Annotated in this window: 16 protein-coding genes; 4 read left to right on the forward strand and 12 right to left on the reverse strand. The window is 35.1% G+C overall.

The features are described 5' to 3' along the window. Positions 1-174 precede the first annotated feature (174 nt). From ABD792_RS02960 to ABD792_RS02980, 5 genes are all read right to left on the reverse strand, one after another. On the reverse strand, positions 175-1,626 hold the full coding sequence (locus tag ABD792_RS02960) for a T9SS-dependent choice-of-anchor J family protein (RefSeq protein WP_345004278.1): 1,452 nt from the start codon (positions 1,624-1,626) through the stop codon (positions 175-177). Between the two features lie 387 nt (positions 1,627-2,013). Continuing rightward, positions 2,014-2,955: a DUF5017 domain-containing protein gene (locus tag ABD792_RS02965; RefSeq protein ID WP_345004279.1), complete on the reverse strand. Its 942-nt coding sequence runs from the start codon at positions 2,953-2,955 to the stop codon at positions 2,014-2,016. Between the two features lie 35 nt (positions 2,956-2,990). After that, on the reverse strand, positions 2,991-4,574 hold the full coding sequence (locus tag ABD792_RS02970) for a RagB/SusD family nutrient uptake outer membrane protein (protein ID WP_345004280.1): 1,584 nt from the start codon (positions 4,572-4,574) through the stop codon (positions 2,991-2,993). A gap of 9 nt (positions 4,575-4,583) precedes the next feature. Next, positions 4,584-7,760 carry a SusC/RagA family TonB-linked outer membrane protein gene (locus ABD792_RS02975; protein ID WP_345004281.1) on the reverse strand — a complete coding sequence of 1,059 codons (3,177 nt, stop codon included), beginning with the start codon at positions 7,758-7,760 and terminating at the stop codon, positions 4,584-4,586. Between the two features lie 374 nt (positions 7,761-8,134). After that, entirely contained in the window at positions 8,135-12,232 is a 4,098-nt protein-coding gene (locus tag ABD792_RS02980) for a hybrid sensor histidine kinase/response regulator transcription factor (RefSeq protein ID WP_345004282.1), read from the reverse strand. A 355-nt stretch (positions 12,233-12,587) separates the two neighbouring features. Between ABD792_RS02980 and kduI the strand changes: the two genes are divergently transcribed. From kduI to ABD792_RS02995, 3 genes are read left to right on the forward strand one after another with little or no spacing between them, the layout of a single operon-like run. Further along, positions 12,588-13,430, forward strand: coding sequence for a 5-dehydro-4-deoxy-D-glucuronate isomerase (gene kduI, locus ABD792_RS02985; protein ID WP_345004283.1), 843 nt, complete (start codon positions 12,588-12,590; stop codon positions 13,428-13,430). Between the two features lie 18 nt (positions 13,431-13,448). Further along, positions 13,449-14,240, forward strand: a complete 792-nt coding sequence (locus ABD792_RS02990) for a gluconate 5-dehydrogenase (protein WP_345004284.1) — start codon at positions 13,449-13,451, stop codon at positions 14,238-14,240. 22 nt (positions 14,241-14,262) lie between these two features. Then, a complete protein-coding gene (locus tag ABD792_RS02995; protein WP_345004285.1) occupies positions 14,263-15,435 on the forward strand; it encodes a DUF4861 family protein in 1,173 nt (390 codons plus the stop codon). 179 nt (positions 15,436-15,614) lie between these two features. Here ABD792_RS02995 and ABD792_RS03000 read toward each other — a convergent pair whose 3' ends face one another. The 7 genes from ABD792_RS03000 to ABD792_RS03030 form a co-directional block, all read right to left on the reverse strand. Continuing rightward, positions 15,615-17,528 (reverse strand): DUF4955 domain-containing protein, encoded by a 1,914-nt coding sequence (locus tag ABD792_RS03000; RefSeq protein ID WP_345004287.1) that lies wholly within the window; start codon positions 17,526-17,528, stop codon positions 15,615-15,617. A 436-nt stretch (positions 17,529-17,964) separates the two neighbouring features. After that, positions 17,965-18,246, reverse strand: a complete 282-nt coding sequence (locus ABD792_RS03005; protein ID WP_345004288.1) for a hypothetical protein — start codon at positions 18,244-18,246, stop codon at positions 17,965-17,967. Positions 18,247-18,474: 228 nt separating this feature from the next. Beyond that, positions 18,475-19,248 (reverse strand): hypothetical protein, encoded by a 774-nt coding sequence (locus ABD792_RS03010; RefSeq protein WP_345004289.1) that lies wholly within the window; start codon positions 19,246-19,248, stop codon positions 18,475-18,477. A 248-nt stretch (positions 19,249-19,496) separates the two neighbouring features. Next, on the reverse strand, positions 19,497-19,892 hold the full coding sequence (locus ABD792_RS03015) for a rhodanese-like domain-containing protein (RefSeq protein ID WP_345004290.1): 396 nt from the start codon (positions 19,890-19,892) through the stop codon (positions 19,497-19,499). 7 nt (positions 19,893-19,899) lie between these two features. After that, complete coding sequence (locus ABD792_RS03020) at positions 19,900-20,217, reverse strand: rhodanese-like domain-containing protein (protein ID WP_345004291.1); 318 nt, start codon at positions 20,215-20,217, stop codon at positions 19,900-19,902. A 199-nt stretch (positions 20,218-20,416) separates the two neighbouring features. Further along, positions 20,417-21,025: a thioredoxin family protein gene (locus ABD792_RS03025; protein WP_345004292.1), complete on the reverse strand. Its 609-nt coding sequence runs from the start codon at positions 21,023-21,025 to the stop codon at positions 20,417-20,419. Between the two features lie 73 nt (positions 21,026-21,098). Then, on the reverse strand, positions 21,099-21,644 hold the full coding sequence (locus tag ABD792_RS03030; protein WP_345004293.1) for a TlpA disulfide reductase family protein: 546 nt from the start codon (positions 21,642-21,644) through the stop codon (positions 21,099-21,101). 167 nt (positions 21,645-21,811) lie between these two features. Here ABD792_RS03030 and ABD792_RS03035 point away from each other — a divergent pair, with 167 nt between their 5' ends. Next, complete coding sequence (locus ABD792_RS03035) at positions 21,812-22,270, forward strand: MarR family winged helix-turn-helix transcriptional regulator (RefSeq protein ID WP_345004294.1); 459 nt, start codon at positions 21,812-21,814, stop codon at positions 22,268-22,270. Positions 22,271-22,369 lie beyond the last annotated feature (99 nt).

Raw genomic sequence — 22,369 nt, forward strand, 5'->3', positions numbered from 1 at the left:
AAGCAATATCCATTTACTCATTCTCTTAGACAAAGGCTTAAAGTTATGTGTTAACATAAAAAATGGCTGTCTAAAAAATTAGACAGCCATTGACTCCAAAAACATTCATCGATAGCTCTCTCTACGATATCATAATCCCCTAGTTTTCTGGCATTTAAATTACAAATTCATATGTTAATTTACCACAACTTTTCTTGTAACGATACCTCCTCCTTGGGACTCAATTCTTAAAAGGTATAATCCTTTAGAAAAAGCACTTACGTTTATAGGTTTTATAGAAGTATTGCTATAAACAACCTGACCAACATTATTTACAAAGTTTACACTTTTAACATTGATCCCGGAATCTAACTTAGCTATATTCAAAATAGTATTTACAGGATTTGGATATACGGAAATGCTTTTATTTAAAACCTTATCTTCTATAGATAATGATGAATCATCCACCGTAAAATCCAGTTGCTGTAATGCTGTATATGCCTGATTGGGAGTCCATGCCGCAGCTAAAACAAAACGGTAGTATCTATATGGTTCAGAAGTTGTTAAAGCAACGGCTGTCTCAACTCCATGAATTGAACTTTGGGCAATAATTGGAGCACTAACATCTACCCAGTCGCTATTGTTATTACTTGCATGGACTTTCCATGTCGAATTGCCAGGTGCTCCTTTGGTATCATGCCCATTTACAAGCTTAAACCTCACTTCTGTGACTAATATTGGATTGTATATTTCGGACACTTCAAACTTATAACCTTCTTCGACAGGAATTAACACGGCGTTTGCCAATCTGGGAACCGATGTTGCTATTGTTAAAACATCTGACCATTTACTTGTATTGGAAAAATTAGATTCTGAAATGGAAGCGCTTGGTGTATTAAATATATTTGGTTGTCCTGAAGCACTTGTATTTAAAGCTGAAAATGCTCCATTTGCAACATCTTGAGGCGTTGCGTCAAACCTCACGTCCGAAATGTAAAATGTCCCATGCTGACTAACGCCTGCACTATAAGCAGCCCCATCAGTAACGATCTTAAATGCCACAGTAACAGATGTCCCTGTATAAGCAGACAAATCCAATTCTCCCTTTACATAAGTACCTGATAACACATCTGATGTTGCGATACTCCCTGTAATGTTTCCAGTTTCATTAGTCCATGTTGCCGTACTTGGTAAGTTACCATGCGTATAGTTTTCTGAAACCCATACAGTGAGCGTAGCACCCCCTCCAATTACAGACTGTTGTTGCGTCCAAAACGATACTTTAGGCCCGTTTGTAACAGAAAAATCCTGATTGGTCATTAATGCCCATGCTTCTATCTCGTAATTAGTGTCTTTAGCATCATTTATGTTCTGAAATCTAATCGCTTTTTGGTCTCTTGCTCCTCCATTAGGAATTCTTGTTGCTGGTCTTGAACTTTCATCGAACACCGGACTTGAATCGGTCGCATCAACAATGTTATCATTTCTTGAGCCAATACGTGCAGGATCATGACCTCCATCAGCAACTTTCTGCACAGTAAAGCCACGACCTTCGTTCTCATATCTAAAGTCTTCATAATAAATAGTTTGTGAAAACGATGAAATCACAATTAGGTTAAACAATAGTATTAAAGTACTTTTTTTCATAAGTGCATTGTTTTAAAGGTTATATAATCAACTACTTTTTACACAGGTAAATTTATGTGGCGCTTCATTGTTTATAGAGGGCATTCCTGTTCTTTAAAAAGGGGATATTGGTCAGTTTAGCACTTATTTATATTTCAAATTGAATACCTGTTAAGAATCGTAACTCAAAAAAGAACAGCATTTTGTCATCCTACAATAAGGAGAAACCTCTTTGATAATCAAAAGATTCTTTATTCGCTACGCTCCATTCTGAATGAACCAAGCATAAATTATTACTAATAACTGTTATCTGTTTCTTATTTACTGGGAAGCATTTTAGATATATGCATAAAAAAATCCCAACAAGACATGTTTTCTTGTTGGGATTTTATCGCTATTAATTATGATTTACTCTGTTACTGTAACAGTAAATTCCTTTACGGTTTCTTTACTACCATATACCGTGGTATTATTACCCACAAAGGTTACCGTATAAGTCCCAGGGGTTTCATAAGTATGGGTAAACGATTCTAGCTTTGTGGAATAGGTCTTTAAGGTTATTCCCTCATCGGGATTAACTGCGGTTAAATTAATGGCATCAGTGATTAACCAATCTTCATTCACTACCCATAGCCCGTCTACTTTAACCTGCCCTCTCATTCTCCACAATCCTTTGCCACTATCCCAATACCATTTATTGGCATTCCAAGCAGACACAACTCCTTGCACATCAACAGGTTTAAACCCAGGACTACTTTCTGTAGCTACTGTAAGTGGTGCAGGAGCACCTTCTACATCCATTTGAATATTTAACTCATCTAAATACCATTCTGCAGGTCGCTCTGCTGTATTATCACAGAAATACTTAAAGGCAAAATAAATAGGTTTAGCATCGGCTAAATCAGTAATGTCAACAACACCAGATTCTTGCAAGGTAAAATCGTACAATGTCGATATATTAAATCTATCTGTAATGTCTGTCCAATTGGCATTATTAACAGCTTCTAAAGTACCACTACCATCGTAATCCTTAGAATACCATACCGATAATGTTCCTGTTGCATTAGCACCTACTCCCCATTTTTGGGAGTTTAAAAAAGACATTGTAACCGTACCCTCTGCATTGGTTCTGTTCCTGTGCTTATATTGATGTTCAAATTCTCCTGAGTAAAAATTCAGAAAATTTGGAGCTTTGCTTACTACAAATTCCACTGGCTCACCGGCTTTAGCCGTTTGGGTAATGACAGTTACCTCAAAGTCTGGTTGATCTACCGTTTCATAATCCTCACAGCTCTGTAAAACTAATGCTGAGAGGCTTATTACAGTTAAAATATATTTAATGCTTTTCATACTATTAAGTTTATATTGTTATGTTTTAAACCTAGTTACCAATTAGGGTTTTGTGTTACCAAATCATTACCTCCTATTTCTTGTTCTGGAATTGGAAGCAATTGGTGCTTATTATCATCGTAATTGGTATAACCATCTAAGTAATATGCCAACAAGGTATTTGTTCTTGTAGCTGGTGTTCCTGTTCCATAAATTGGCCAATCTGTATTTTCGGCACCATCTGCTGCTTGCATAGCAGCAACTGTTTCATCAACTTTTTCTTGCAGTATGCCCCAGCGAATCAAATCATATTTGCGAAGGCCTTCAAAACACAGTTCCAATCGGCGTTCTTCCTGAATTAACTCTTTTGTAATAGGTCCTGCCAAAGCTGTAGCCTTAGCTCTGTTTCTTACTTGGTTAACGGCATTTAATGCTGCTGCAGATGCTGGGTTCAGTTCATTTTCGGCCTCGGCATACATTAATAGTACATCTGAGTATCTTAACACAGGCCAATGGTGTGGTCCATAACTACCCGTTCCACCACTTTCTAAAAATCTTCTGTATTTAGAAGCTGCATATACCATTTGGTTAAATGACGTTCTAAACTCACAACTGTTATTGGTTGGGACATAAAATGGTGAAACATTCCAAAGGCCCCTTTCATCTGTTGGATCATTTCTGTATGCATCGGTTAATGTTATTGTAGCAGAAATTAAACCAAAACCACGGTTGTTACATGACCCGTCATCAACTCGAAATCCCATTGTGGAGCCTATTTTACCAGATTGTTGTTGGTCTGAATTTCCGAAAAAGTAACCTATTTGGAACAATACTTCTTTGGTATCATATTCTTCCTGTGCTAATTTATTAAACACATCTTCATAGCTCGAATTCAACTCATGATATCCATTATCGATTACCTTTTTAGCCCAGTCCCTTGCTTTGGTATAATAATCACCATCATTGATAAAAGGTGCTCCTGCTCTTTGCAAGCATACTCTTGCCAATAATGCTTGTGCTGCCGATTTACTTGCTCTTCCTGGAACTGCATCTTGAATGTCTGGTAAATTCTGTTCGGCAAATTCCAAGTCTGCAATAATTTGCGCATATACATCTGTCCCTTTTGTTCTTGGCAACAATTGTTTTAATGTTTCTTCTGTTGGCATAGGTATACCCCCAAGGCCTCCAAAAGCTCTTTGCAAGTCAAAAAACAAATAGGCTCTTAAAAAACGGGCTTCGGCTGTAAAAGTGCTTTTTTGAGCCTCTGTAAGCCCTTCGGAATTTGCTACTTCAACCAACATAATATTTGCTGCATTTATTCCTTCGTACAGTAAGGTCCACTCATCTAAAATCTGGGCATTATTACTTGAAAAACTATTTTCTAAATAAAACCTGATGACACTTCTGTTTTCAAAACCTTCATCGGTTCCTGAGCTTGGATACATAGCATTAAACCGGGATTCTCTATAAGCACGTACAATACGACTGTAAACCCCCATAAGTCCTGCTACAGCTCCAGCTTCATTTTGATATAGGGTTGCAGATCCAATGCCATCTTGTGGCAAAATATCCAGTTTATCATCACAACTTTGAACAAGTGACAAACTGATTATGATTAATATTAAAATTCTTGATTTCATATTCTTTTTTTAAAATGTTACATTTAAACCAAAACTAAAGGTCTTATTTATTGGATATGAGGAGTAATCGACTCCAGGCATAATAGGAGACCTATTGACCGACACATCAGGATCGAAACCACTGTAGTTTGTCCACGTAATTAAATTTTGAGCAGCGAAGTAAATGGATACTGCGTTTAAATTTAGTTTCTCAACAACTTCCTTAGATAAATTATAGGATAGGTTTATTGTTTTTAAACGGATATAAGAACCATCTTCAACAACTCTGGAAGAGACATCCTCGAACCCACGTCCTCCAGCTCTAAACATTGTAGTATTCTGGTTTGTTGGCGTCCATCTATTGGTTACTGTTGCATACTGGTTTTGAGCGTAGTATGCCATTTCCTCAAAAATCAATCTGTTAGCATTTAAAATATCATTGCCATAAGACCATTGAAAAAAGGCACTTAGTTCGAAACCTTTGTAGGTAAATGTATTTCCAAAACCTCCAAAATGTTCTGGTAATCCGTTTCCAATAACAGTTTTATCGTCTGCAGTAATGACGCCATCACCATTTAAATCTTTATACTTTTCGTCTCCTGGTTGACGAACAGGCGAGCCTCCATCATAATCGGGTTGTCCCGGACTTAAAGTGTGTGTTGCATCATCGGGATTGTAATTAACAAAATCTTCTGGTTGGTATACGCCATCTGACAGGTATCCATACATATTCCCCAAAGGCTGACCTTCTTCTACTATAAACTGGTTGGAATTATACCTTTGGTAATATCTTGGATTTCCAAAGATTGGCTTACCTTCTGGAAGCGACATAACTTTATTTTGGTTGAACGAGATATTAAAATCAGTTGTCCATTTAAAATTTTTGCCATCAACATTAATTGTACTTAACGAAAACTCCAAACCTCTGTTTCTCACTGTTCCACTGTTTTTCCATACGGTACTAATTCCAAGGGATGGTGGCGTATCGGCATTTATAAGCAAATCCCTTGTTGTTTTTTCGTAGGCTTCTGCAGATGCAGATATACGTCCATTAAACAACCCTATATCAACTCCTGCATTGTATTGTTCTGTTGTTTCCCATTCAACATCTGGGTTAGCTCCTGCCGAGGTTGGTCTTTGACCAAGCACTTCTACTCCATCAATAAAATACGATGCCAGATCGGAAGTAAATAAATCGAATCGAGCCTCTCCAGGTATTCTATCATTTCCTGTTTTACCATAGCCTGCTTTAAATTTTAATTGAGAAACAAATCCTAAATCCTTAATGAATTTTTCTTCCTCTGCTTTCCACGATACAGCTAATGATGGGAAATACCCTATGTTATGTCCTGGTGCAAATTTGGAAGAACCATCGCGTCTTATTGATGCTGTTAACAAGTATTTATCGTTAAAGCTATAATTAAGTCTTCCCCAAAAGGATTCTATTCTTTCTTTCTCGCTTCCATTAATATCCTGAGTGGTGGAAAGCACCCCTTCGTCTAATGAATTGATTCCTTGGCTTTCTGCATATTGGGGAATCTCCATAGCTCGCACCAGTGTTCTTGTTTTTTCTTTGGAATTAACCGAATGTCCAATTAATACGTTTATACTATGATTATCAAACGACTTGTTAAATGTTAAGGTGTTAATGTTGGATATCGTTTTAAAATTTTGATAGTCCATACTACCATTAATTCCATTAATAGGATTAATTAGTCGCCCATAAACCGTATTACTATTATTAAAAATTCCTAGTTTTCTAAAATCACCATTGTAACTTCCTTTGGTTTCAAAAGTTAAGTTTGGTGTTATTTTATATCGTAAAGCCAAATTGGAGATAAATTGATTTGTCTCACGATTTCTGTATTCATTATTTAGAGATAATATAGGGTGCCAGTTAAATATATTATTTATATCAAACTCTTCTATGTTAATACCATATAAAGGATTTGCATCTCCGTAATCTTTAAATTTGTTTACTACATTAGGATAGGTTATTAGGTTTCTCATAAAGGAATATGCAACATTCCCTTTTGGATCTAATCCTTGTAATTCTGTATTGGCATAAATTACATTAAGTGTTACATCAATTTTATTGTTAACCTTATGTCTTAAGTTTAGTCTACCATTTATCTTTTTGTATTCCGATCTAAGTAAAGTTCCCTGGTCGTCTAAAAGATTAAGTGATGCATTAAGCTTAGTCACATCGTTTCCGCTACCAATTTTTAGGGTATGCGATTTGGTAAAAGCAGTCCTAAACGCATCGTCTTGCCAATTGGCAGAAGGCGAGTTCCTATAATCTTCAACATCACCTACAACCACACCATCGTCATTAACAAAAAACTTTGTTGCTGCAGAATTAGGGTTTATATCGTTTGCAAGTTTTACAGCTTCATATGCAGATAACACATCCAAAGTATTAGCTACATCTTTAATATCTACACGCGTTTCGTAGGTAACCTTTGTTTTTCCAATTTTTGATTGTCTGGTTGTAATAAGAAAAACCCCATTAGCGCCTCGTGCTCCATAAATTGCAGTTGCCGATGCATCTTTTAGGATATCAATACTTTGAATATCGGAAGAGTTTAAAATCCCAGGGTTAAAGTCTTCTACAATAAATCCATCAATTACATAAAGTGGTGAATTATCTCCATTAATTGTATTACCTCCTCGAATAGTTAATTCCATACCTGCTCCTGGTTCACCACTACCAGAACCAACCTGCACTCCTGTAACGCGTCCCGCCAATGCTTGATCGAAATTTGCTACTGGTGCTTCAATTAATTTATCCATTTTTACAGAGGCTACGGAGCCCGTGAGGTCTTTTTTCCTTACCGATCCATATCCAATTACAACCGTTTCCTCCAATTGCTGAAGGTCTGGTTTTAAGCTTACATCGATCTTGGTTTGCTCACCTACTTTAACTTCGGTGGGTTTGTATCCTAAGTAACTTATTACTATTATGGAACTTGGACTAACTTTAATTGTATACTTACCATCAAAATCGGTAGTAACTCCATTTTGTGTCCCTTTCTCAAGGATATTTGCTCCTGGAAGCGGCATCCCAATCTCATCTGTAATTGTTCCTGTTAAGGTCTTATCCTGTGCTTTAGTAGAAAAACCACATAGCACCATAAATAACAATGTTATTATAACGGTTATACTACCTTTAGATTTTGCTGAAAACAGCTTCAACTTATTTTTCATCTTGGTAATTTGATTTAGTTAAGTTTTTATTGAATTAAATTATATCGTAAATGTACAATCACTGTTTAGAAACCTAAGGGGGCAGAGCGTCCATTTAGCAGAGGGTAACTGTTCACATGCCCCATAACACACTATATATCAGCATTTGAAACATATTTCAGATTATGATTAAATAAATTGAAGTATTTTTTAGCGTTTTCTTTTCCTAAAATTATTTTGAATATCCTTAATGTATCATAGCACAAAAACAGTGTTTTGTCATTCCAACAAAAGGAGGCTTCTCTTTTTGACAATCAAAAAAAAATCTTCACTTCGCTACATTCTTTTCTGAATGGACAGAACATAAATTATTACTAATAAAGGATATTCATTAACTATTTAGTGCTACGGTATTCAGAAGGAAGTACATTAAATAATTTTTGAAAGGACTTCCTAAAGTTTTTTAGATCATTAAACCCTAAATCGAATGCTATTTCGGAAATGGTCATTTGTGTCTGCCTCATTAATTGAGCAGCACGTTTTAATTTTATTGTCCTTACAAACTCAGATATGGATTGATCGGTAAGTGCTTTTAACTTTCTGTACAATACAGACCTACTCATACCCATCTCATCAATAAAGTCGGGTATGGTAAAATCTGGATTTGAAATATGCTCCTCGACCAAATCGATCGCTTTTTTCAAAAATATTTCATCTGCTGAAGTAACCGTAACTTCTTTTGGTTGCAGGATAAGTTCTTTTTTAAACTTCTCTATTAAGTTTTTCCTTGCCTTTATAAGGTTGGCCACTCTAACCTCCAGTATATTTGCATCAAATGGTTTTGTTATATAAGCATCAGCCCCTGTTTGATAACCTGAATTTTGGGATTCCTGGGATGTCTTAGCGGTTAACAATATAACTGGAATATGACTGGTCCTTATATTGGTCTTAATCTCATTACAGAATGCCATCCCATCCATAACAGGCATCATAACATCACTAATTATTAAATCTATGTCATGCGTTTTAGCTATCTCAAGCGCATTTTGGCCATTGGGTGCTTCAAAAATATTATAGGTGTTTAAAAATATGTTTTTAATAAAAGCCCTCACTTCTTCATTATCTTCAACAATTAATATAGAGGCAAGAGAGGCATCAAATAAATTATTGTTTACTGAGGCTTCTTCTGTTAACTGAATGATCTCTTTGTCTACATAAACAGATTTTTCAAGATTAAACAAGTCGTCTTCTGCGGCGTCCATATCGTTTTCTACCATTTGATCTTTGCTCAAGTGTCCATTTCCAAGGGGTAATAGTACAGTGAAGCTTGTTCCTTTCTTTTCTTTACTTTTTACATTAATAATACCTTGGTGCAATTCAACCAAACTTTTAGTCAAAGCCAGACCTATTCCTGTTCCAGAACGTTCCCCTAGTTGATAAAACCTATCAAATATAAATTTCACATTCTTTTTAGGGATTCCTTTACCGTTGTCTTTTACCTTTAATTTAACATATTCTTTTCCATCTGCATCCTTATAGTTTGTTAGTTTCAATGCAATTTTCCCATTATTCGGGGTAAACTTGAAAGCATTAGATAATAAATTAAAGATCACTTTTTTGAGTTTTGTACTATCGAACCAAACCTCAATATCTTCGCTGGAAGCACCAAACGTAAAATCAATGTCCTTGGCACTTGCTAACTCATCAAAAGCTATTTTTATATTGTTTACAAACGGAACGATATTATTTTTTGAAGCGCTTAATTGTAATTTACCTGATTCATTTTTTCTAAAATCCAGCAATTGGTTAATTAACTCCATCAATGTACTGGCATTCCTGTACATAATTTCATGTTGCTTACGCACAAAAGCGTTTTTACTTTCCATTTTTAACAAACGCTCTAAAGGCCCTATAATAAGCGTAAGTGGCGTCCTAAAATCGTGTGAAACATTGGTAAACAATTGAAGTTTCATCTTATTTACTTCTTCAATCCGTTCCTTTTCAAGACGTTCCTGCTTTAATTCATTCCGTTCTTTTATCCTTAACAAGCTATACTTTCTTATTTGCAGAATAATTCCTGTAATTATTAAGGTGTAGATTAAATATGCCCACCATGTTCGCCACGGTGCAGGGCGTATTGTTACTACAATAGCATCTCCTTTTTCATTCCAAACCCCATCATTATTAGAGGCCTTAACTTTAAAAAGGTAGGTACCATCATCTAAGTTGGTATAGGTCGCCGATGTTTTATTACCTACATAATTCCAATCGGCATCAAACCCTTCCAACTTATAAGCATATTGATTTTTACTAGGTTGCGAATAGCTTAACGCCACAAAATCAATATTAAAAACATTCTGATTGTATTTTAGAACCACCTCTTCTACAGCATCGGTAATATTAAGATAAGGCTTATTATTTACCTGCATGGAAGTAATGGAAACTGGCGGAACAAAGGTGTTTTCGTTAATATCCTTTGGATTGAAAACATTAAATCCATTGGTTCCCCCAAACAACAGTTCCCCTCTTTTGTTTTTTAAATAGGCTCCGTAATTAAACTCCTTACTTTGCAAGCCATCAAGCTCATTAAAATTCTTGATTTTAAGGGATTGTAAATTAATTCTACTTAAACCGTGATTGGTGCTTAACCAAATATTACCATTATCGTCTGGTACTATTCCATATACAATATTGTTTGGCAAACCTTGGGATGTTCCATAATTAATAACTTTCGTTGTCGTTACATTGTAATGGTATAGTCCATCTCCTTCTGTTCCTATCCATATGTTATTATCTTTATCTTCGTAGGTACAAAGTACCGCTCTAGACGCGTGAGAACTTGTATTTTCTCCCAAATAATCTATTGAAGCCAACTCCTTAGTATGTATATTAATTTTAGCTAATCCTTTGTTACCACCTATTAATAGCACATCGTTATCGGATGTTTTTGAAATGGTATAAATAATCTTTCCCGTGATTTCAAAACTATCCTGAATTCTAATAATTGATTGGGTCTTACTATCTAAAACATTAACTCCCCCCCCAGACGTTCCAATCCATATATTATTTTGGTGGTCCTCTAGTAGGGCAATGACTCTATTATCACTAATACTATTGGTGTTCTCAGGGTTGTTTACAAATCTCTTAAACGCAAAAGGTTCTTTTTGGGGGTTCAAAAAATTAAGACCTCCATCGTGTGTGCCAATCCAAAAATTTCCTGCATGGTCTTTTATCATGGCTTTTACATTATTGGCACTTAAGCTATTTGGAGAATCATTACTGGTAATGTATTTAAACTCACCTGTCTTTTTATCATACAAATTAATCCCCCCACCCTCGGTAGCTATCCATAAATTACCGATAGTATCTTCAATAATGGAACTTACCACCTTGTAATTTAGTTTGGTATTATTTATTCCTGCAGAATAATGCTTGAACAAATCGTAATTTCTATCATAATAATTCACTCCTCCCGCATAAGTTCCAATCCATATATCGCCTTTACTGTCTTCTATTATATTATAAATAGAATTCTGACTCAAGCTATAAGGATTATTTTCGTCATGGGTAAAATAGGAAACATCATGTTTTAATGGGTTAATAATATAAAGTCCTTTATAAGTTCCTACCCATAAATTCCCTAAATAATCTTCACATATGCTCCTAACATCTACGGTTATTTTATATTCTTTTTGTTTTTTTATTCTAAAGAATTCAAAAACATCCCGTTCAGTATTTAAGATTGCCAAACCATTTTTAAATCCAAGCCAAATATTTTTATCCTTATCTTGGTAAAGTACAGAAACGTTATTCTTGTTTAGTTCTGCTGGTGAGTTCTCGGGGTACTGATAGTACTTTACAGAATTTGTAAGGGTATTATAAACACCAATATTTTCTGTCGTTTTAATCCACAATGTATTCGTATTAGCTCTTAGTAATGCCCTGGTAGGTTTACTAAACAACGACTTATCCGCATTTTTATAGTTAAGGGGGACTAAATGGCCTGCTTTGGTGTCTATTTTTTTTAATCCTGAGCTCGTTCCTACCCATAAATGCTTGTCACCTGCCTCAACTATACTCCAGATTTCATTGTTTTCTGAAGCCTCCCCTTCAGTAAAATAATACCTTTGAAATGTATTGGACTCAGGAACATATTTATTTAACCCATCAATGGTTCCTATCCATAAATTGCCTCTTCCATCTTCATATATCGCTTTTATTAAACTATGACTTAAACTGGTCGTGTCTTGAGAATTATGCCTAAATACGGTAAAACCATTTCCATCAAACTTGTTTAAACCGTCCCGAGTACCAAACCACAAGAATCCCTTACTGTCTTGTAAAATACAAAGCACGGAACTTTGTGACAATCCCTTAGTTAACGAAATGTGCTTAAACTTAATACTCTTATTATCACTTTCCTGTACCTGACCAAAAACAGAACTTATTAATAGAAACAATAATAAACCCACTATGTATTTCCTAAAACTCATTTATTTGAAGAATTCTGTTGCATTACTTTTATTTCAATATAACAGTTTGTTCAATAAGATACATATTCTTTCTTTTATATACTTTAAAAATAGTTCTAAGAACTTGTCTCTATATACAAAACAGACTTATTGATCTCAACTTATCTTTCAACAACACTGGCACGTAAAAATTTAAAAACCAACAAACCCTTGTAAATTACAAGGTTACACACCCTTTTATTTACTACTTCTTTACAAAGGTAATCAAAAAAACAAAATACAATCGATTGTATTTTGTTTTTTTTTATTAACTTTACCCCACAATTTTAGACTTATATTATTAATATTCAATTAACAACACAATAAATTCATTACAATGAAAAGTAAATACCAAGTAAGATATGCAGCATCACCCCAAGATGTAAAAACATACGATACAACAAGGCTAAGAGATGAATTTTTAATACAAAATTTACTGGAATCAGATGCAGTAAACTTAGTATACTCTCATTACGATCGATTCATTACAGGTGGTATTGTACCTGTACAATCTTCTATAAAATTAGATACCATAGATCCTTTAAAAGCTGATTATTTCCTTGAAAGAAGGGAATTGGGGATAATAAACATTGGAGAAACAGGGACGGTAACAGTGGATGGCACTTCCTTTGTTTTGGAACACAAAGAGGCTCTTTATGTAGGTAAAGGAAATAAGGATATAGTATTTACCAGTAAGTCGCCTGACGCACCAGCTCAGTTTTACTTAAACTCAACACCGGCCCATAAAACCTATCCCAATAAAAAAATAGGCACTAACGATGTTGAAGTTATTGAATTAGGGGCTCCAGAAACTGCCAATGCAAGAACATTAAGAAAATACATTGTTAACAGTGTTATTGACGTATGCCAATTACAAATGGGAATGACCACTTTAAAACCAGGTAGTTCATGGAATACCATGCCAGCTCATGTACACAACAGGCGTATGGAGGTCTATTTTTACTTTGAAGTACCTGAGGATCAAGCTGTTTGTCATTTTATGGGACAACCTCAAGAAACAAGACATATATGGATAAACAATAAACAAGCTGTCATTTCTCCTCCATGGTCCATTCATTCCGGATCTGGAACCAGCAGCTATACCTTTATCTGGGGCATGGCTGGCGAAAACTTAGATTATGGTGACATGGATCATTGTAAAATAAACGAATTAAAATAATTAATAAAAAAATAGATTATGTCAATTAACTTATTTGATTTAACAGGAAAAGTAGCTTTAGTAACTGGAGGCGTTCATGGATTGGGAATGGCTATGGCTAAAGGATTGGGAAATGCAGGAGCCACACTTGTAATAAACAATAATACTAGTGAAACATTAGAAAAAGCATTAGAAGCATACAAAGCTGACGACCTTCATGCACATGGATACGTTTTTGATGTTACCGATGATGCTGCAGTTGAAGAAGCCATTACTAAAATTGAAGCCGAAGTAGGTCCAATAGACATTCTAGTAAACAATGCAGGTATTATAAAAAGAACTCCAATAGTTGAAATGGAAACCAAAGATTTCGAATTGGTTGTAAAAGTTGATTTGGTTGGTCCTTTCATAGTATCAAAATATGTTGCTAAAAGCATGATTAAAAGAGGCGGCGGGAAAATCATCAATATATGCTCAATGATGAGTGAGCTTGGCAGGGATTCTGTTAGTGCCTATGCTGCCGCCAAGGGAGGCTTAAAAATGCTAACACGTAGCATGGCTACCGAGTGGGCTAAATACAACATTCAAACCAATGGTATTGGCCCTGGTTACTTTGCAACAAGCCAAACAGCCCCTATTAGGGTAGACGGACACCCTTTTAACGAATTTATTATAGGCAGAACACCAGCAGCTCGTTGGGGAAATCCAGAGGATTTACAAGGAGCAGCCATATTTTTAAGTTCAAAAGCAAGTGATTTTGTTAATGGCCATGTCGTTTATGTTGATGGCGGAATCTTGGCTACTATAGGAAAACCTTCTAACGAAAATTAAAAACAAATTAACCTTTAGCATTATGAATACTCTTAGATTTTCTTTCTGCCTATTAAGTCTAGTAACTGTCTTTTCCTGCTCCCAAAAAGCAAAGACTCCTTCCATTTTAATAAAAAACACACTGGATATAACGCGAGCGTTTGAGACAGTAGAATTGACTAAGTCCGACTTAAACATTGAAGATATATCATCAATTGGCATTCGTGATGCAAAAACCGGTCAATTACAAATCACCCAATTGGTAGATCAAGATGGCGACGGCTCTATGGACATTATTTTGTTCCAACCACAAATAGCTCCCAATTCCGAAAATGTTTTTGAAGTTATTACCATCGTAACCGAAGAACAGCCCAAAACCGAGGCTCTTTGTTATTCGCGATTTGTACCAGAACGTACCGATGATTATACATGGGAAAATGACAAAGTGGCTTTTCGTGTTTTTGGCCCTAAAGCACAAAAAATGGTAGAGGATAGTATACCAGGAGGTACACTCTCCAGTGGTGTGGATGCTTGGCTTAAAAAAGTAAAATATCCCATAATAAATAAATGGTACAAAAAGGAATTGGAAACAGAAGGCAGCTATCATGAGGATACAGGAGAAGGCTTGGATAATTTCCATGTTGGGATTAGTCGTGGTGTAGGCGGTATTGCAACTAAGGTCGATACGACTTACTATTATTCCAAAAACTATACTAAGTGGCACACCATTACCTCAGGCCCTATTAGAACCAGTTTTTATTTAGAATACGAAGACTGGGATGCAGCTGGTAATACCATAAAAGAATCTAAAATAATAAGTTTGGATTTGGGTTCAAACCTTTCAAAATTTACGACAACTATTAAAGGAACAGATCAAATATCGGCTGGTTTGACCTTACACGAAAAAGATGGTGAAGTTACTGGTAATGATGTTGGTGGTTGGGTTAGTTATTGGCAACCTCATGGCCAATCGGAGCTTGGAACGGCAATCGTAGCTCCTAAAAGCACTTTTCTTGGGTTCGAAAAATACGACACTAACACTAAAGATTTAAGCAATGCTTACGCTCATCTTAAGGTAGAAAACAATCAAGTTGTTTATTATGCCGGCTTTGGATGGAAAGAAAGTGGTCAATTTAACAACAAACAAGAGTGGGAAGCATATTTAAATGAATTCTCCAAACGTGTAAACACACCTTTAGAAGTTAGCATGCGTTAAAAATTAATTAAGTTAATACCATTACATGAAGTTCTTTAAAAAGAGCTTCATTTTTTTTTTATAATGAACTCGTTTAAACTTTTTTGAATATCCGTAATGTGTCATAAGTAAAAACAATGCTTTGTCAAATTAAGAAAAACTTCCATATCTTTTGAATAAAAACATTGAAGCACACAAAACTATTCTCTTATCAACTTATGCGATTCAATTGTATTTCCACCAATTAATTTGAGAACGTATACCCCTGGAATATTGCAACTTGGTTGCATTTTAATACGATTTAGTCCACTTAAAGATCTCGACAGTATTTCTCTACCTGTAATATCGAAAAGCATCAACTTCTTAAAATGTCCTCCTAAATTATCAATCATTAATTCTGATGAAAACGGATTGGGATAGACTTTTGTTTTTTTTACTTCAAAATCATTATTGTTGGTGCTTAAAACTTCGTTAAGCCAACCTGGCAACGTCCCTAAACGATACGCTAACTGCGCTTCATATAACGATTCCTCATCTACATGTGCTCCCGGAGATTCATTTTCTTGATATTGATTGGCATCAGCAGACATTGTAAACCCCTTTAAACCTGAAATTATGGGCATTAAAAATTTGGCATATTTAGTTTCTGAATTAGGCCGCCATGATTTTACGTCAGAACCTTGATAAGAAACACCCTCAAAATTCCAAAGCACCATATGTCTTAAATGATTAGGTAACGCTCCTGTTGAACCACCTTGATTAAAAAAGAAACCGCCTTTACAAACATCAAACAAATTTGCTCTTGGCTGACTGGCATGAACCTCCATACCAGAATTGCCGTTTTGCGGATGCTCATTTCTCCAAAGCACATTTCCAATGGACAAGGCGTTAACTCCACACCCATGCCAAATACCTGTTGTTTCATCAATACTCTTTCCTATAAAACAACCTGTAGCCGAATTTGTAGTTATAAAATTATGCCCTGGGTTACCTGTATATTTATTATTTATAGCCGTACAGTAAGCAGAAAATTTAAACTGAGCTACTTGCGACATGTCCGAAAACTCCACATTGGAAATCCATCCATTTACAACATGGTTAAATTGGATACCACTCCAACCCGACGAGCTTAAATAAGCATGAGGCCCACTTTTAGCTTCACCAGGATACAATTCCTGAGGCGCTTGATGATGTAAATGTTCCCATATAAAACCACCAGTATACTTTAAATCTTGAATCCCTACTTCTTCAAGAGCCTTAAAATTATTAATCTTCCAATTAAAAGAAGCATCAATTTCCCTATGGATGGGCTCTTTAAATGTAATAACATTGCCATTTTTACCAACAACTTTATGAATCTCCCTAACTTGAACGCCATCGTTTACTATTTTGAGGCTTTGCGGCGCGTAAAGATCGGCCGTTGTATATGGTGAAAGTTCTTCTGTTAATAAAGCTGGAGACGTGTCTTTAATATACAATTCTACCCATTGCCCCTCAGAAATCCCAGAGGCATTTGCTACCTCAACCGAGAAAGTTTCCCTATCGGCATTTCCTGTGACGTCCGTGATATAGTTATTTGCAGAGTCCTCACCATTCCAAAACAAAAACAGGTAAGGACACAACCAATCTTTTGTAGCCATATCGGGATGTGTGGTGTTATCTTTTTGGTATAACTCCGTACCTCCAGGACCAGAACCGCTACCTTTTATTACAATATTACTTTTTGAAACACGTATCACCTCCGCTGGATCATCTACACTAGCATCATTTACCACAAAACGACCTGGTGGAAAAAATACAATCCCTCCATTAGGATTTGCTTCTGCTGCGGCTATAGCGGCCATTATCGCATCCTTATCCGAATTACCGTCATTTGCCACAGCTCCATAGGCTTCATCTGTTACATCATAAATTTGCTGATAAGATGACGATGGCAATCCAACTTCACCGTTGTGATACCCTGCATAGCTAAACGTTGGTAAAATAGGTTCGGTACCATTAACTTGGGCATCAACCCAATTTTGATACAATACGCTTGGATTTTGGGCCATACCCCAAAACCCCAATAAAACAACTAAATAAAAAGGCAAGCATTTCATATATTGATACTTCATATTTTTTGAAGCAAATTAACTCATATCAGGAGCTTCAAGGAGGGGATAACAAGCCATTTTAAGGGGGATTTTGTGCAAAAGCAGAAAACCAAGAGCTAAACCTAATAAATATGATACAGTAAGTTTAAACAAAAAAATAAGCAGCCATAGCTACGGTTTATTTTGTAATGATGCTTAGCAAAAAAGAGAAATGAATTTGGTATTGAAGAGACGACAACAAATCAAAATGCCATGTATAATGAACAGATAAAAAGACTCCAATAAATTAGGGCAGCTATTTGTTAGCTAATGAAAATTCCAAAAAATATATAGCTGAGTATTACTTTAAAAATACTTTACGCTAAGCCAATATTGTTGTCCCAACTTTTACTACACGCAACATTGAGTTAGTTTTAACGTATCTAAAGGCTGATTTAAAATACAAATGCCAACTAAATTAGTTGGCATTCTGACCGTTTAAGCGCGCTTCTTTCATTTGCCTGAGGCGCATTAACTCCTGCTTAATTTCTTGACTTCTCGCTTTAATCTTATCAAATTTTTCTTGACGTATTTGTTGCCTTCGCGCTTTATCTTCCCTACGTAAAACCTCCTGACGTAATCGCTCTCTTTTTTGTTTAGATTCTTTTCGTTTTTCCAGAATCACAAAAATATATGCATATGTATACATACTAAGAAAAAGTAAGGCTACTATCGACAATATAACATATCCATTCATCATAGTATTGTATTTTAATAAATTATATAAAAGTAGTTAGCGATATAAATAAACAATCACTAATAAAGTTCCCTTCTTAAATTTAAGAAAAAAAGATGACATCCTTAAAAACAAAAAGCTAAAGTGCTCAAAAAGAAGATGAAAGTTATAAAACCAAAAATCCCCTTTGTATTTTATTGTTTACAAAGGGGATTTATTGTGTAGGTAGATGAGCCTAAAAACAAGGTGTTTTTAACGTCCGCTTAAATAAGCGTTGTATACCCATATTTCATCCCATGAATTGGTAAGCACTTGATCGGCTAAATCTAAAAAGGCATCCCAAGAATCATCTCCATGAACCTTTAAAAAGGTAGCTTTAAATTCATTGTCTTCATCAAACTCTGCCCACTCTTTAAAAAAGCCTACTGTTGCTATATGTCTTCCTAGATCGCCTTGTCTAAACTCATTATAGTAAACACCCCAAGGGTTTACACCTTCCATAGCTTTAACCGTTTCACTTATTTTCTTATAGAATGCTTTTACAGAAGACACACTTACACCTTTTGCTATTTCAGCATACCTAACAAATAAAATAGGGTATTTGGCACTATCGCCATCTAACATACTTGTATTGGACAGGTCATCATCCTGTTTCCAATATTCAATACTATGTACCTTCTTAATATAAGGCATTACATTGTCACGCCAATCATCATCATGCGCACCTTCACCAGGTCGTGAATCGTTATCAGAAAATTTCATTGGCCCCATATCCCATATAATACTCCCCGCATTAGGACCTGTACTTATATTGTATACCGTTGCCTTATACGCACCTTCATCATGAAAGGTGGCATTATGCTTTCGCATATGTTCTCCCAAAACTTTCAGTTTTGTATTATCTGGGGTAAGCATTACAGTTTCCCACATTTTATAATCTTCAGAATTATCTTGTGCTGCTACTGTTAAGATGGCTCCAAACATAAGTGAAACCATAATTGTTGCCGAAATTAATTTTTTAATCATAATTAAAATTATTAGTTAGTTAACCCATACAACGCTTGCATGGTTTGCTATTAACAGAGTTTAAGGGGAATTTTAATTATATAATAAATGGTCAAAACAGTTTTAACCATTTAAGATGAAGGCTCATCATTTGGAGTATCTCAAATATACACAAATAAATGTATCTATCCGAAAATTAATACACTAAAGCTTATTGTTTATTAAATAAGGGTTATAACAAAAAAGCTCCTTTTTCGGAGCTTTTATAATTATTTCGATGTGGTCTTATATCCTGTATCTTCCCATTTTAGCAGCCCGCCCTTTAACATATAGAGCTTTGTAAAGCCAGCCTCCCTAAAGTTTTTAATACTTTTAGTACTTCGTTTGCCAGAACGGCAATAAACAATTATAGGTTGCTCTTTTTCTAAAGTTTGAATAGCCTCATTGAATGCATTTGATTTAAAATCGAAGTTTTTGGCATTTTCAATATGTCCACTATCAAATTCTTCAGGTGTTCTAACATCTATTAGCAAAATATTATTAGTTTTTAAAAGCGTATGCGCTTCTTTGGGCGAAATAACCTCGGCGCCTTCAACCTTAGTATCCTTACAACCCATTAAAGCTGTAAAGCATAATACACATAATAATACCTTTGCGCTTCTCATAACTACTTTAATCCATGTCTACAAGATCACCCTCCCATTCTAAAATACCTCCTAATAAATTATAGGCATTTTCAAAACCTAACTCTTCCATAATGCTACAAGCCTGTCCGCTTCTATTGCCCGACCTACAATACACATAATAATTTTTACTTTTATCCAATGCATCAATTTCGTCAATAAAAGCTTGTCCTTTATATATATCTATATGAATAGCATTAGGTATAATACCTTCTGCAACTTCGTCGTCTGTACGAACATCTATTATGACAGCGTTAGCATCGTTCTCTAATTGCGACAACCATTCTTCTTGTGTTAATTCTTCCATACTTTGCATTAATTAATCTAAGATTTCTACACAAAATTAACACATCTAAATTGATTATAAGCTAAAAAAATACAAGTATTGATTGCTTTCTTTTAAACAATAAACCTACTTAAGTCACACCTGTGCACACAGACAGGAAAACAACTTTGTTTCGATGCAAACTTCAGGAACGTTAAAAAGTTTTACCAACCTTATAAAACTAACGGATTGTACAGCCTATTGCTTTTGTTTCCTTATTGGTAACCGCCTTACCTTTTAACAGTGCATTCACGGCATCTTCAACATATTTAGTCTTAACGGCATTCGCATCCTTATAATTATCGTCTATAGCACCAATATACTTTACAACCGGCGTATTCTTTTCTTTTTGTAATACAAAAACATGCGGCGTTTTAGTTGCTCCAAATTTAGGATATACCGTCTGCCCTTCGTCTATTAAATAAGGAAATCCAAACCCCTTTTTCTGTGCTCGTTCTTGCATAGCTACAAAACTATCGCCTGGTTTTACCTGAGGATTATTAGGCATAATAGCTATTACCGGATATCCCTTATCTGCATACATAGTATTAAGTTGAATAATTCTATCCTCGTACGCTACAGCATACGGACATGTATTGCACGTAAAAATTACAATATACCCCTTAGCATCCTTATAATCTGCCAACGACACCCTTTCGCCATTAATGTTCTTAAGCGAAAAATCATCCACCGTATCACCAATCTTATAGCCTTCATTTGCAACATTGTAATTGAATGAACTCATACAAACAATTAGCAACGTTACTGAAATTAATTTAATCGTTTTCATTCGTCTAAATTTTATTGATTAATAACATAAACTATTTATAAAACTAAGGGCATACATGAGTCATCGGGTTTTATTATTTCAAAAACAAGGCAACTTCGTTTTCTAATTCTTCATAAGTAAAAGATTGCTCAAAAAATTTGCGCTTACCATTTCTATAAATAACTGTTGCTGGAATGGCTCCAGACCAAGCTTCATTGACTTGGGGAATCCATGAATTCATGTCAGCATCATCCAAAGCAACCACTTTAGACTTAATCTTATGGTTTAATATAAACGGTTTTAATTTCGACTCGTATAAATGTGGGAAATCCAAACTTACCAATATAACCTTAACATTTTTGCCCGCATACTCCGTATTAAGCTTTTCAAAATAAGGAAGCTCTTTTACACATGGCCTACACCAAGTAGCCCAAAAATTAATGACATAGGTTACATCATCCTGTTTATGCAGCAAAGGTTTGAGTCCTTTAAAATCAAAAACATCTAGCTTAACACTATCTAAATTAGGCTTTGACTTTTCCAATACAGTTAACATATTGGATGCAAGTTGTACTTTACCTCTTTTGTTAACACAGGCCGTTAACAAAACTATCAAACCTATTACGACATAGCGTCTCATTTTTAGCTCTTTAACCATACATTATTTTAATAACATTTTATAAAAAACAGTAATTATAGCTATAAATTTACGCAATAATTAGCTGATTCATAAATTCTTAAGAAAATATCACCCAATAATTAGCATATTACCAATAATTCTTTATACATTTGTATATACAACAGTTGATGATCTTGGCAAAGATAGAAGACATATTACAAGCAAAAAATCTTTCCATATCTAAAACTGCAATTGTAAATTTATTATATACTTACGGTCATATTAGCCAAAAGTTAAATAACGCTCTTAAACCTTACGATATCTCTTTGCAGCAGTTCAACGTACTAAGAATATTACGTGGACAAAACAAGAATCCGGTGTCTTTAGAAATGGTACAAGAACGTATGATTAACAAAATGAGCAACACAACTAGGCTAATTAACAAACTAGTTAAAAAAGGATATGCCGAAAAAAGTATTAATAAAGCAAATAGAAGAAAAGTAAATATTGTTATTACTCAAAAGGGATTAGAGCTACTTGATGAAGTTGATTTAGTAATTGACAACAAAGAAAGTAGCATTTTACAAGGTTTGTCGCAAGACGAAACAAAAGAATTTATTCGACTATTAGGTAAGATACACGGTTAATAGCAAACTAATTCTCTTTATTAGCCTAATGGTTACAAAAACTACCATATTTTTATGGTAGTTTTTTATTGAACTCATCTTGAGTTTTTGTTTTTAACC

Source organism: Snuella lapsa (assembly GCF_039539345.1).
Taxonomy (GTDB): domain Bacteria; phylum Bacteroidota; class Bacteroidia; order Flavobacteriales; family Flavobacteriaceae; genus Snuella; species Snuella lapsa.

What these genes read in the sequence shown, in the direction of transcription:
- ABD792_RS02965 (WP_345004279.1), bottom strand. Translation starts at nt 2,955, where the DNA reads ATGAAAAGCATTAAATATATTTTAACTGTAATAAGCCTCTCAGCATTA.
- ABD792_RS03015 (WP_345004290.1), bottom strand. Translation starts at nt 19,892, where the DNA reads ATGAGAAGCGCAAAGGTATTATTATGTGTATTATGCTTTACAGCTTTA.
- ABD792_RS03025 (WP_345004292.1), bottom strand. Translation starts at nt 21,025, where the DNA reads ATGAAAACGATTAAATTAATTTCAGTAACGTTGCTAATTGTTTGTATG.
- ABD792_RS03035 (WP_345004294.1), top strand. Translation starts at nt 21,812, where the DNA reads ATGATCTTGGCAAAGATAGAAGACATATTACAAGCAAAAAATCTTTCC.
- ABD792_RS02960 (WP_345004278.1), bottom strand. Translation starts at nt 1,626, where the DNA reads ATGAAAAAAAGTACTTTAATACTATTGTTTAACCTAATTGTGATTTCA.
- ABD792_RS02970 (WP_345004280.1), bottom strand. Translation starts at nt 4,574, where the DNA reads ATGAAATCAAGAATTTTAATATTAATCATAATCAGTTTGTCACTTGTT.
- kduI (WP_345004283.1), top strand. Translation starts at nt 12,588, where the DNA reads ATGAAAAGTAAATACCAAGTAAGATATGCAGCATCACCCCAAGATGTA.
- ABD792_RS02990 (WP_345004284.1), top strand. Translation starts at nt 13,449, where the DNA reads ATGTCAATTAACTTATTTGATTTAACAGGAAAAGTAGCTTTAGTAACT.
- ABD792_RS03000 (WP_345004287.1), bottom strand. Translation starts at nt 17,528, where the DNA reads ATGAAGTATCAATATATGAAATGCTTGCCTTTTTATTTAGTTGTTTTA.
- ABD792_RS03030 (WP_345004293.1), bottom strand. Translation starts at nt 21,644, where the DNA reads ATGAGACGCTATGTCGTAATAGGTTTGATAGTTTTGTTAACGGCCTGT.
- ABD792_RS02975 (WP_345004281.1), bottom strand. Translation starts at nt 7,760, where the DNA reads ATGAAAAATAAGTTGAAGCTGTTTTCAGCAAAATCTAAAGGTAGTATA.
- ABD792_RS03020 (WP_345004291.1), bottom strand. Translation starts at nt 20,217, where the DNA reads ATGGAAGAATTAACACAAGAAGAATGGTTGTCGCAATTAGAGAACGAT.
- ABD792_RS02980 (WP_345004282.1), bottom strand. Translation starts at nt 12,232, where the DNA reads ATGAGTTTTAGGAAATACATAGTGGGTTTATTATTGTTTCTATTAATA.
- ABD792_RS02995 (WP_345004285.1), top strand. Translation starts at nt 14,263, where the DNA reads ATGAATACTCTTAGATTTTCTTTCTGCCTATTAAGTCTAGTAACTGTC.
- ABD792_RS03005 (WP_345004288.1), bottom strand. Translation starts at nt 18,246, where the DNA reads ATGATGAATGGATATGTTATATTGTCGATAGTAGCCTTACTTTTTCTT.
- ABD792_RS03010 (WP_345004289.1), bottom strand. Translation starts at nt 19,248, where the DNA reads ATGATTAAAAAATTAATTTCGGCAACAATTATGGTTTCACTTATGTTT.